Genomic DNA, 13,660 nt, shown 5'->3' with positions numbered 1-13,660 from the left:
TTAATTTTTTATAGAGCGCTCTTCTGTTGCATTCTTTTCTCTCTTCGTCTTTGTCCCCGTCCACTCCTTTCTTCCATAGGTTTTTCAGCCTGTTCCATATTTAAAGCTTTGCTCAAAGAAGTGACTGTTGGACTTTCATAAAGACTGACTACAGGAATTTCTATATGCAATTCTTTACTTAATTGCGAAATAACTTGAATACCTATTAGAGAGTCGCCACCGAGTTCAAAGAAGTTATCGTGGATACCTACTAAATCAATACCAAGTAGTTTTTGCCAAATATCTGCAATTGTTTGCTCAGTTTTATTTCTCGGAGCAAAATAGGCATTACTCAACTGAGTCCGTTGATGTACCAATTTCGACTGGTTATTCTTGCCTAAAGATTCCAAAAGAGCTTGGGGATTAAAATTGCGATCGCGTTCAATCACAGTTGTCAAATCTTCAGTTGATACTGCAACTCTAGGGACTCCACTGTTGAGAATATGTCTAAAGACTTTTATCCCTTCTGAAGGTAATAAAGCATCCATTAATAGGGATTTAACATCAGAAATATCTTGTTTGTTAGCTAATCGCTTCACCGCCTCTACTGACATCCCAACATCTTGCCAATCAGTCCAGTTAATAGAAACTGTGAATGTCCGATCTCGATTAGTTTTATGATAAGCAAAAGCGTCAAGAAACTCATTGGCAGCACAATAGCCAACTTCACTAAATTTCTTTCTATAAATAATTGAACTAAGAGATGAACAAAGAATTAAAAAATCTAACTTAACATCTTTCAAAAGGCTATCTAATACTAGTGTACCCTTGACTTTAGGGGCCATAATATTTTCTGTCATCTCTCGCGTTCTTCGAGAAATCACACCCGCATAATCAGCAATTCCTGCACAATGAAGAACACCATTGATTTGGCCAAACTGTTTCTGGACTGTTGCGATCGCTTCTTGCATCTGTTCTAGGTTAGCTACATCAGCGTTCAGTACTAAAACTTCTGCACCTAGTTCTTCAAGTTCCTGTACTTTCAAAATTTTATGACTGATATGATCTTGGCGATCGTTAGTAGCTAGCCATTGTTCCCACTCTTGTCTAGGAGGAAAAGCTGAACGTCCGATCAAAACTAGTTTGGCTTGTACCGCTTTCGCCAGGTGTGACGCTAGAGCAAGTCCAATGCCTCCGAGTCCACCTGTGATTAAATACACTCCTCCTTGCCTTAATCGCGATGTTTCTCCCTCTGCTTCTTCCAATCGGACTGCTTCAAAGGTTTGCACCCAGCGATGAAAACCACGGTAGGCAACAACTATATCGGAGGATTGTATTTGTAGCTCGTTCAGCAGCTGATTTACAAGTTTCTCCTCTTGCCAACTTACTTCCCTTGGAATCACAACATCAATGCTACGACAGCTGATATTTGGATATTCTTGGGGAACGATCTTAACAGCTCCCAGTACAGTCGCCTTTTCTGGGCATAGTGCTTCTTCTCCAGTGACTGAGTGTATATTGTTGGAAATGACCGTTATTTGAAGCTCATCTGCGATCCGCTGTTTTCCAAGTGCTTGAGCTAAAAACAGCAGACTATAAAAACCTTTTTCTTGGACTTTATCAACTCCTGCGAGTCCAGATTCAATCTGACTAACAGAAGTCACACTCCATAAATGAACAATCGTTTTTGGAATCTTGTTTTGTGCTACTAGTTCATTGAGCAGGACATTATAGTCATCACGTTGGCTAGGATTAAGGCTATATGCACGCTCATTCAACTTAGTAAACTTTGACCCCGCCTTCACTATAATTACATCCTGACCATTAAGCTGAAGTCGTTTTACCAGTTCTTCTGCCAAACCGCACTCATCAAGAAACACAAGAGTGCAAGATTTCTGAGTTACCAATTCCTTCTGGTTTAACAGTACAGCAGGTACAGATTGTTTCCACAAAGGTAAGTAGAACCAATCGGCAATATCTGGCTTTTTGCCAAATGAAACAGGTTTAGCACTGTTATCCTGTCTCTGTTTATAGTCTTCAATCCAGTAACTCTGCCGCTCAAAGGGATATGTTGGTAGTGGGAGACGATGACGGTGTTCGTGGGCGTAAAATTCTGACCAATTTGGCTGTACTCCATATAACCAGAGTTTGCCTAGTGTGTTCAGTAAAAATGCTATATCTGACTGTTTTTCTTGAGGATGTCGTAATGAACAGAGTGCTGGAGTATCTGAATGCTTTTTAACAAAAGTACACAAGCTGCTTCCTGGCCCCACTTCTAGCATGATGCAATTTGCCTCTTGCTGCAATGCAGAGATGCCTGCTGCAAACTGTACTGTTTGGCGTAAATGTCTTGCCCAGTAATCGGGATCTGTGGCTTCTTCTGCTGTTATCCAGGCTCCTGTGACGTTAGAGATAAAAGGAATCTGCGGCGGATTTAGTTTGACTTTTTTAACTTCTTTGATGAATGGCTCAACGATCGGTTCCATCATCGCAGAATGAAAGGCGTGGGAAGTATGCAAACGGCGACACTCTACACCTAATGCTGTAAGTTGCTCATGAATCGTATCTACAGCATTATGGGTTCCTGAAACTACGCACAAACCAGGAGCATTGCTGGCGGCTAAAGATAAATTTAAATTTTCATTTAGTAAAGTTTTAATCTCTGCTTCTGTTTGTGGAACCGAAAGCATAGCACCAGCTGGAAGTTGTTGCATCAGTCGTCCACGGATAGCTACTATTGCCAAAGCATCTTCCAGGGAAAATACACCAGCAAGGCAAGCTGCTACATATTCTCCTATGCTATGACCAATCATCATTTGGGGAGAAATGCCCCAGGACATCCATAATTTAGCCAGAGCATATTCTATGACAAATAATGCAGGCTGAGTAATATCAGTTTTTTGCAGTCTTTCTGCTGCGGCTTTTGACTCAGACTCGTTGGGATAAATCAGCGATTGCAAATCCAACCCAAGATGGGGTTGCAGCAATTTACAACATAAATCAACCTGTTGTTGAAAAATCGGCTCAGTTTGATAAAGTTCTTTACCCATGTCCACATATTGAGCGCCCTGTCCAGGAAACATGAAGACAATGGGGCGATACTCCTGCGGAGTCACTTCTCTACGAGAGGCTGCGCCAACGTGAACGCCACTTTCAACTAAGCGAGTGAAAACTCTTTCTGGATCTTGTAAGACTGCATCCTCGATATCTTGGCACACCAGCACGCGACGATGATTGAACTCAGCACGCCCCACTTGCAGGGTATAGGCAACATCCGCTAAGTTCACATTGGGATGCGCTTTGAGATAATTAGCCAAATTTACTGTTGCTGTCTCCAAGGCAGAGCTAGTTTTAGCCGATAGACACAGCAAATATTTACTTTTGCCTTTTGACTTTTGACTTTTGACTTGTACTGGTGCTTCTTCTAGAATGACATGAGCATTAGTCCCACCTATACCCAAGGAACTCACACCAGCACGACGAGGAGTACTTCCTGTTTTCCATTCTGCTAGCTTTGCATTGATATAAAAGGGGCTGTTGGCAAAATCTATCTGGGGATTTGGCTGCTCAAAATTCAAGCTTGCTGGTATCTGCTTGTGTTTTAGGGCTAAAACTGTTTTAATCAGTCCGGCAATCCCAGCTGCTGCATCTAGATGACCAATGTTTGTTTTCACTGAACCGACGGCACAGAAGCCTTTTTTGTTGGTACTGCGACAAAAAGCTTGAGAGAGGGCGGCAATCTCAATCGGATCGCCTAAAGCTGTACCAGTGCCATGAGCTTCAATATAGTTGATTGTCTCAGGCTCAACTCCCGCCAGCATCATCGCCTCGGCAATCACTTCTGCTTGACCATTGACGCTAGGCGCTGTGTAGCCAACTTTACCAGAACCATCGTTATTGATGGCTGAACCTCTAATTACAGCATGGATACAATCACCATCTGCTAGAGCATCGCTCAATCGTTTGAGGACAACAACTCCTACACCATTACCAATAGTTGTTCCCTGTGCTTTGGCATCAAAAGCACGACAATGACCATCAGGAGACAGTGTGCCTCCCGGTTCATGCAAATAACCTGCTTTCTGGGGTATGTGGATCGAAACCCCGCCAGCTAAAGCCATATCACATTGATAATTCAACAAACTTTGGCAAGCAAGTGTTGTTGCAACTAATGAGGTAGAGCAAGCTGTTTGTACTGTAATACTTGGGCCAGTGAGATTTAATTTGTAAGAAACACGGGTAGTCAGAAAATCTTTATCATTACCAATTAATGTTTGATAGCATTGCGCCGATCCTATAGGATCGCGGTTTAAATCTAATGAATAATAGTTATTTAGGCTAGCACCAGCATAAACTCCGATCCGACTATCATACCTATTGGAATCATAGCCAGCATTTTCTAATGCTTCCCAAGCACACTCTAAAAAAATCCGGTTTTGGGGGTTAGTAACTTCTGCTTCTTTGGCATTAAAACTAAAAAATGCAGCGTCAAATAAATCGATATTTTCTAATATGGCACTAGACTTTACATAATTGCGATCGCTAAGTGTAACGGAATCTATACCGTCAGATATTATCTCTTCATTTGTGAAGATAGAAATTGACTCTACACCAGATTGTAAATTCTGCCAAAATTCATCAATATTTTTAGCACCGGGAAAACGTCCTGCCATTCCAATAATGGCAATGCCTTCTACAGCATCATTATGTATAGTGCTAATCATAAATCTTTTTACCTTTCTTAGTCAATTGTTGTTTTTGGCGATTTATAGCCTCAATTTGCTTATTCGCGCGATCGCGCGTCCCTGTAAAAGAAAGCTGTCGCTGTTGACTTAAATATTGCGCCAGTGAGTAAATAGTCGGGTTCTGAAACATTTCTACAACTGATATATTTCGCTGCAAATTTACTTGCAGTTTATGATTAACCTGAATCATTAGTAGTGAATGCCCACCAAGGTCAAAGAAATTATCATGAATACCTACTCGTTCAAGATGTAACACCTCTTGCCAAAGTTTTGCTATCTGCTGTTCCATTTCCGACTGGGGTACTTGATAAGTAGTCGTCAATGCTGGACGTAAGTCTTCTGGTACAGGTAAAGCACGACGGTTTACTTTTCCGTTAGGCAAAAGTGGTAAGGTGTCTAGGAAGATAAAAACACCAGGAACCATATATGCCGGTAACAGTTCTTTGAGATAGCTTCGCAGTTCACTAGTTGTAAGCATTTGGTCTGGTAAAAGAACAATATAAGCTACCAATTGTTGAACACGTGGTTTATCTTCTCGCGCTAAAACTACAATTTTCTGCACTGCTGGATGTTTGAGTAAGGCATTCTCAATTTCACCCAACTCAATCCGAAATCCTCTAATTTTAACCTGATGATCAATTCGCCCCAAATACTCTAAATTTCCATCTGGTAAATAACGAGCTAAATCTCCAGTTTTATATAGCCATGATTCAAGTTTATTATTAAGCGGATTAGATATAAACCGCTCCTTTGTTAACTCTGGTCGGTTTAAATAACCTCTAGCTAAACCCGCACCACCAATGTAAATTTCTCCTGGAACACCGATTGGTACTGGTTGTAACTTAGTATCAAGTAAATAAATTTGTGTATTGGCAATAGGACGGCCGATAGTTACGTTGCTATCTCCTTTATTTACTTGAGTAAATGTGGAATAGGTCGTATCTTCAGATGGGCCATAAAGATTAAAAACTTTCTGAATACGATCGTTTTGATAAATCTGCTGCACAAGTTGATTTTGTAGTGGTTCGCCAGCAAGATTAACCGTCCTGACTGAAGGAGGTAAACCATCTACTTGTAGTAATTCTGCAATGATGCTTGGGACTGTATTAACCAAGCTTACCTCCGCAACCAAGGAGGGTAAGTGCAAAGCATTCTCTACGAGAATTACTCTACCACCCCAACTGAGAGGAACAAACAGTTCAAATACTGACAAATCAAAGCAAATAGAGGTTGATGCTAAAACCCCAGCAAGGTCATCATCTGTAAAAAGTTCTCTTGACCATGTTAAGAAAGCAGTACAACTTTGATGAGCGATCACAACACCTTTTGGTACACCAGTAGAACCAGAAGTATAGATGACATAAGCTAGGTTATTGGATTTTACTTCACTAAACAGATTTTCTCTACTCTGTTGGCTAAGTAATTGTGAATCTCTATCGATGCAGACAATATGCACATTCGATTTAGCAAACAATTCAACTAGATGGCTTTGAGTCAGCAGTACCTTGGTCTGACTGTCTTCTACCATGAAACTTAAGCGTTCCTGGGGATAGGCTGGATCTAATGGTACATAAGCCCCGCCAACTTTTAAAATAGCCAACAATGCAATCAGCATTTCTGGGCTGCGCTTCATACAGACACCTACAATTACTTCTGGCTTCACCCCTAGTTTTTGTAAGTAGTGTGCTAGTTGATTTGCTTGCTCGTTTAATTCCTGGTAGGTTAATTTTTGGTTCTCAAAAATAACAGCAATATTAGATGGCGTTTTCTCTACCTGTGCTTCAAATAGTTGATGAATACATTTATCTTGTGGGTAATTTGTCTCAGTATTATTCCACTCAACTAATAACTGCTGTACTTCAGATGGTGTCAGGAGTTGCAAGCCTGAAATCCGTTGTTCGGGATTGCTAACTATACTTTCTAATAACGTCTGGAAATGTACTAGCATCCGAGCGATAGTATCTGCATTAAATAAATCTGTGTTGTACTCACAAGTTGCAACCAACCCTTGCTCTTCATCCTCCATAAATAATGTCAAATCAAATTTTGATGTCCCGTTATAACCCTCCTGACAAGTAACAGAGACATCTGAGAGTCTAGGATTTGATATTGGCACATTCTGGAGAACGAACATTACTTGAAATAGTGGATTGTAACTCAAGTCTCTATTTGGCTGTATTTCTTCTACTAATTTTTCAAAAGGTAAGTCTTGATGAATGTATGCCTCTAAAGCTGTTGACTTTACCTGCGCTAGTAACTCCTGAAAACTCAAATCGCCAGAAAGGTCTGTACGCAACACCAAAACATTGACAAAGAATCCAATTAATGACTCAACTTCTGCTCTGTTACGACTGGCAATTGGCGAACCTACTACAATATCAGTCTGACCTGTGTAGCGATACAGCAAGGTTTTGAAGGCTGTAAGCAAGGTCATAAACAGAGTTACTCCCGAATGACGGCTCAAATTCTTTAGCTTTTTTGTCAGAGTTTGAGATAGAACTAATTTCCCTTGAGCGCCTTTGAATGTTTGACGATCAGAAGCAAAGCTTCTACGCGGACGATCAGTTGGTAAGTTTAATATAGGTAGCTCACCCTGCAACTTTTGTTTCCAATAAGTCAATAAAGATTGAATACGCTCACAATCAAGCCATTTTCGTTGCCAATTGACAAAATCCCGATACTGAATGGGTAATTCAGGAAGTGCTGGGAGTTCGCCTGTGGATAATGTTTCATATAATACAGCTATTTCTTTGATCAGAATACCGATAGACCAACCATCTGCAATTATATGATGCAGAGTGATAATTAAATGATAATTTTTCTCACTTAATTGCAAAATTTTAGCACGCAAAAGCGATTGAGCAGATAAATCAAATGGCTGCTGTGCAAATTCTGTAGCCAAACGTTGTGCTTCTTGAAGGTGTTCCTCTTCTGGGAGTGAACGCAAATCTTCAACCGCCAAAATTAAAGGTGGCGCTTGATTTATAACTTGGACTGGTTGTCCATCAACTACTGTAAAGCTTGTCCGTAATACTTCGTGTCGTCTAATAATTTCGTTAAGACTATCTTGTAAAATTGCTAAATTAATGCAGCCCTTTAAGCTAATAACTATAGGAATGTTATATGTAGGACTATTGGGAGTTAGCTGATTGATAAACCATAATCCCTGCTGGCCAAAAGATAGAGGCTGAATAGATGGATTTTTATCTTGTTTGGTAAGGGATATTGACGGTAGTGCATCTGTTGTCAGTTGAGCGAGGATTTTTGTAGCTAGCGATCGCGTACTCATCCCTTCAAAGAAGTCTGCTACTGATACTTCTACTTCTAAATCAACCTCAACTCGGTTTTTCAACTCAAATACTTTTAAAGAATCAAGCCCCAGAGCGCTTAATGGTTCATCAGGACTGATATCATCTGGTGCGATCGCCAGTACTCTCGCTTCCTGTTCAATCAGATAGATTTCTAAAAGCCGTTGACATTCCCTTGGAGGAAGTGCCAAAAGTTCGGAACGCTGTAATCGAGTTTCCTCTCTGACAATATTACTAATTTTGAGAATGTTACTGAGAATAATATTCAATTCACCATTCTGAAACTGAGCGCGAGTTGCACGACGTTGAATCTTACCACTGGAAGTTTTGGCAATACTACCTGGTTTGATCAAAACCACAGCATAAACTTGTACTTCGTGTTCTTCAGTCACAGCTTGGCGAATTGCAGATATAACCTCTGCTAAATTTGGCTTGGCGCGAAACTTCAACTCTTGGACGATTACCACCCGTTCTTCGTTGTCAACCTCAACTGTAAATGCTGCGCTAGCACCGGAATTTAAAGATGGATGACTGCGTTCTGCGGTTAACTCTATATCCTGTGGGTAAAGATTTCTACCGCGAATAATAATTAAATCTTTGGCTCTACCTGTAATGAAAAGCTCGTTATTTTGTAAAAAGCCTAAATCTCCCGTCCGTAGAAAAGGGCCTACACCTGTGTCTGATAGATAAGCATGGAAAGTTTCTGCTGTCTCTCGATCGCGATTCCAATAACCTTGACCAACACTCGGCCCCGATACCCAGATTTCCCCGATTTCATCAGGTTTACAACTACTGAGGGTTTCGGGATTAGCGATCGCCACTTCCAGTTGTGGTATGACTCGACCACAACTGACGAAATGATAAACATCTTCATCTTTAACAGATGATTCAACTACCCGATTAGATTCTAGTGCAGACTTTTGGACTGTCTTGATAATCGGTGATGTTGCCTTCTGCACACCAGAAACCATCAGAGTTGTTTCAGCCATTCCGTAACAAGGGTAGAATGCCTCTTTACGGAAGCCACAACCGGCAAAAGCTGCTGCAAACCGCTCTAAAGTGTCATCCCGAATCGGTTCCGCGCCGTTAAATGCTACACTCCAACTACTCAAGTCAAGAGTCTCTTTTTGTTCAGGAGTAATTTTCTGAGTACATAACTCATAGGCAAAATTTGGGCCACCACTGGTTGTCCCTTTGTAGTGAGAAATAGCTTGTAACCAACGATAAGGACGTTGGAGAAAGGAAGTTGGAGGCATGATGATGCAAGGAAAACCCCCATACAAGGGTTGCAATATTCCTCCAATCAGACCCATATCGTGGTACATCGGCAACCACGTCACGAACTTACTTTCTGGAGAATGCTCCATAAATTGGTAAGTTGTGTCAGCGTTGTGCAGTAGGTTTCCATGACTAATCATTACACCTTTGGGTGTGCCTGTAGAACCAGAGGTGTATTGCAGAAAAGCTAAGGTATCTCGATCAATAGAAGGTTGTTGCCAAGTATCTTCTATTCCTAGAGCAAGATTATCTGTAGTTAGCCACTGTAAGGATTCTAAGTCAGTCTTTTGTGAGATTAAAGACCGCACTGTAGGCAGGATTTCTGTTGTAGTGAGAGCGATCGCTGCTTGTGCGTCTATAGAAATAGCTTTTATTCTCGGTGTGTTGCGCTCATTTCTAGGGGGATATGCCGTTACAGCCACAACTCCCGCATATAAACAACCGAAAAAAGCAACCAAAAAATCTAGTCCGGCTGGATAAAGTAGTAAGGCGCGTTCTCCAGTCAAACCCAATGCTTGTAACTGAGCAGCTATTCGACGCGATCGCCTATCCAATTCTTGATAGGTTAGCGTTGTTTGTTCTGTTTCCCCATCCAGCAAGAAGGTAAAAGCATCTCTATTTGGCTGGATAGAGCTTCTTAAGCGCAGTAAATCAACAAATGTAGAACTACTGCCAGAAACTTCAAGAACACAATGAGAATATTGATTCATTTTGATTTTCAACTAGATACAACCCTGATACTCTTTTTCTCGCTCTGACTAGATTAGGACTTACGCAAAAGCTCTCTGAAACTCTTATTCCTTTGTGTCCTGCCCTTCGGGAAGCCATTTCGTGTCTATGCGTCCAACTCTTACGAGACGCTGCGCGTAGCTTGCTTCTCCGTAGGAGTATGCGGTTGGTTTTTTCATGATTTTGCGTAAGTCCTGTAGAGAAAATAAAGAGCAAATCGTTAATTAATTCAGCCAATTACTTAAAATTGTCTAAATCCTAATTAGTGATTTTCTGGGAGCAATCTCTAGCTTATTGCAATTAATTTTTATTTATCTTCGATTACACTAACGAGAATGAGTTGCTTTAGCAATAGAGAAAGTATAGAAAGTTAGTATCAACAAATCCCCTTATATAAGTTTTACATATAATACTTTGTTTACATCTGTAGATAGATGATAAATCTACAAACTTCATTTGAAGACAGTCAATTCTGGGAAAATCAATATTCCCTGACAAAGGGAAAATGACCAATGCCCCATTTTCAAGTTAAAACTCCACGAGCGATCGCCTGCAACCACCCGATGAAAATTAACTTGTCCTCATCCCTAATTCCTAGTCACCAATCCTTGTTTTCAAGGCAGAAAAGTAGTTTTAGCTAGGAATACAATCTCTGATTTTATGTCAAGCAAATAAGATGCTTTATAAGATTTTATTGTTGAGTATTCATAGCTAAATGAAAAAAACTATTAATTATCTTGTGTCTTGCATCGCTTCATAATATGATTCAAATAATTTCAACTTAAATGACAATTTTTTTCAGAGATCGTCATTGTATCTTCAGGTACAACCAAGTAGTGTGATTGAGTGTAAGCGGATAAATGAAGTTAGATAAATTGTTTCAAAGCCTGCTGCTGACAGGTATGGTTTTTGTTTGTCTCAGCGCTCCTGCTAAAGGCGAGGAAGTACAAGAAGATGTTCAAGGCGAATCTTTTACCCAAGTGATAGGGAAATCTACTTCACCGCAAACAGCATCTGGTAAAGCAAGTAAAAACATTTCCCAACTCAGCGAAATCGAATTTCCCGCAACTAGCGCTCAAATGCTAGTGCAGACACCAACACCAACCAACCCTCCAAATCCAGAACAAAGAAGTGGGGATCAAGTTGTACCAATTATGGGAGTTAAAGCCAATCCCACAAACAAAGGTGTGGAGTTGATTTTAGAGACGACTCGTGGGGAACAACTACAAGTTACAAATCGCAGTACGGGCAATAATTTTATTGCAGATATACCTGGCGCACAGTTGCGTTTAGCATCGGGAGAAGCTTTTACATTTCGTTCCGAAAAACCCCTTGCAGAAATTACTGAGATAACAGTTACAAATATCGATGCGAATACTGTCCGAGTGACGGTGTTGGGTGAGAAAAAGTTACCCACAGTTGAGTTATTTGATGATAATACAGGGCTGGTATTTGGTATAAATTCTGCGGCTATAGCAACTTCTCCACCGCAGCAACCCCAAACACCACAAGATCAACAAAAGCCAGCAAGCGAGACACCGCAGCAAGAACCAACAGCACAGCAGGATGAGCCGATCGAGTTGTTAGTGACGGGGGATCAAGATAGGTATAACGTACCAGAAACGTCAACTGCGACTAAAACCGACACACCATTGCGCGATATTCCCCAATCGATTCAGGTGGTGCCGCGACAGGTACTGGAAGATCGCAAGGTAAGAAGTTTAAAAGAGGCAGTGGAAACGGTCAGTGGCGTTGTTGATGGAGGAACCAACTTCGGTGCGCCTTCAGGAGGCAGAGTCATCAGAGGATTTGTGCAGACCGGAAATTTCCGCAATGGCTATCGAGATACAAATGATAACTTTTCGCTGACAGGCATTGGGACGATCGAACAAGTAGAAGTTCTCAAAGGCCCCGCCTCAGTTCTATTTGGAGCTGTAGAACCGGGTGGAATTGTCAACGTTACCACCAAACAACCTTTGAGTGAACCCTACTACAGTCTCGAATTTGAGGCAGGAAATTTTGGATATTATCAACCCAGCATCGATTTTTCAGGGCCATTAAATACTGATAAAACTGTACTCTATCGCTTTATTGCAAGCTATCAAAATTCGAGCGGATTTCAAGATTTCGTCCACACAGATATAACCACGATCGCACCCTCAATCACTCTCAAATTGGGGGATAGGACAGACCTGAATTTATACTATGAATACACTAACTATAATGGATATCCTAATCAGTCTGGCAGTTGGTTTTTTAGCGATGGTAGCTTCCTGCCTCGGAGTCTCTTTCTCGGCTATCCTGATTTAACCTTTATTGATGCCAAGACTCAAAAATTTGGCTACACCCTGAATCACAAGTTGAGTGACAACTGGCAGATTCGTAACAATTTTGCGGTGGCTACTACTAGAACTAGAGACGCATTTGCTGGAGGATTAGATATAGTAGACGATACTTTGCTAGTAGATATTAACGCTGAAAGACGTCGATACTCAATAGATAACTATTTTGGACAGATCGACTTGCTTGGAAAGTTTAAGACGGGATCGATTTCGCACCAACTCTTAATGGGTTTTGATTTCAATCGCAATGTTCAGATTTTTGAGTCTACGATTTCCGATTCTGCTCTTCCTAATCTAGATATCTTCAACCCAGATTACAACATTTCAAACCCCGTATATATTCCAAATTATAGTTTCGATTCATCTACCCAATCTTACGGTGCTTACCTTCAAGATCAAATCAGTATTTTAGACAACCTGAAGCTATTGGTTGGGGGGCGCTTAGATTGGGTTTCACAAAATCAGACAAATAGCGGAATTGATTCTCCCGAACAGAATGATAGTGCTTTCAGTCCCCGAGTTGGGTTGGTGTATCAGCCGAGTAAATCGGTTTCTCTCTACACCAGCTATAGTCAATCTTTTCTTCCTACCTCTGGATTCAATCCTGATGGTAGAGCGTTTAAGCCGACCAAAGGAACCCAATATGAAGCAGGCATTAAAACTGACTTTCTAGACGGAAAGCTTTCAACAACATTGGCAGCCTATCAAATCACCAAGACTAATGTTACAATACAGGATCAAAATAACCGTGATTTCCAGATTCAAGTGGGAGAGCAAAGGAGTCGAGGGATTGAGTTAGATATCACGGGTGAGATTCTACCAGGATGGAAGGTGATCGGTTCTTATGCCTATACAGATGCAGAAGTTACCGAGGATATTGACATTTCTGTAGGTAATAAATTGCTGGGTGTGCCAGAAAATCAAGCTAGCCTCTGGACAACCTATGAAATCCAGAAGGGCGATCTCAAAGGTTTGGGATTTGGTTTAGGGCTTTTTTATGTGGGTGAGCGGGCGGCACTTTCAGACAACTCGGTTGAACTACCCAATTACTGGCGTACCGATGCGGCGATTTTCTATCGTAGAGATCGCTTTAATGCTGCGATCAATATTCGTAATCTATTGGATACGGACTATTTTAGTTCTACTTACGGTTACACTTTAGGTCTGGAAAGAGGCGCACCCTTTACAATCATCGGCTCTATTCGTTGGGAGCTTTAACTCGCTGTTGTATTGGTAATCGGCTGAACAACGTGTTGCAAATATCCTATTGACACTAATT

The 13,660-nt window shown here is 41.1% G+C and carries 3 protein-coding genes; 1 reads left to right on the top strand and 2 read right to left on the bottom strand.

Annotated elements, in window-relative coordinates:
• Positions 1 to 8: 8 nt before the first annotated feature.
• Both HWQ42_RS09990 and HWQ42_RS09985 read right to left on the bottom strand, forming a co-directional pair.
• Positions 9 to 4,703 (bottom strand): type I polyketide synthase, encoded by a 4,695-nt coding sequence (locus tag HWQ42_RS09990; RefSeq protein WP_292811447.1) that lies wholly within the window; start codon positions 4,701 to 4,703, stop codon positions 9 to 11.
• Positions 4,696 to 10,020, bottom strand: coding sequence for a non-ribosomal peptide synthetase (locus tag HWQ42_RS09985; protein WP_292811445.1), 5,325 nt, complete (start codon positions 10,018 to 10,020; stop codon positions 4,696 to 4,698). Before HWQ42_RS09985 ends, HWQ42_RS09990 begins: the two co-directional genes overlap by 8 nt.
• An 879-nt stretch (positions 10,021 to 10,899) precedes the next feature.
• On the opposite strand from HWQ42_RS09985, the gene HWQ42_RS09980 reads away from it, so the two are divergent.
• Positions 10,900 to 13,599, top strand: coding sequence for a TonB-dependent siderophore receptor (locus HWQ42_RS09980; protein WP_292811443.1), 2,700 nt, complete (start codon positions 10,900 to 10,902; stop codon positions 13,597 to 13,599).
• Positions 13,600 to 13,660: the final 61 nt, after the last annotated feature.

Origin of the sequence: Nostoc sp. JL23 (genome assembly GCF_017115065.1) — a bacterium.
In the GTDB taxonomy this organism is placed as follows: domain Bacteria; phylum Cyanobacteriota; class Cyanobacteriia; order Cyanobacteriales; family Nostocaceae; genus Nostoc; species Nostoc punctiforme_A.
Note: the sequence above shows the minus strand (reverse complement) of the source record. Positions and strands in the feature narration are given on the sequence as shown.

Excerpts from the sequence above, each read along its gene's own strand:
- HWQ42_RS09990 (WP_292811447.1), bottom strand. The coding sequence starts at position 4,703 with ATGATTAGCACTATACATAATGATGCTGTAGAAGGCATTGCCATTATT.
- HWQ42_RS09985 (WP_292811445.1), bottom strand. The coding sequence starts at position 10,020 with ATGAATCAATATTCTCATTGTGTTCTTGAAGTTTCTGGCAGTAGTTCT.
- HWQ42_RS09980 (WP_292811443.1), top strand. The coding sequence starts at position 10,900 with ATGAAGTTAGATAAATTGTTTCAAAGCCTGCTGCTGACAGGTATGGTT.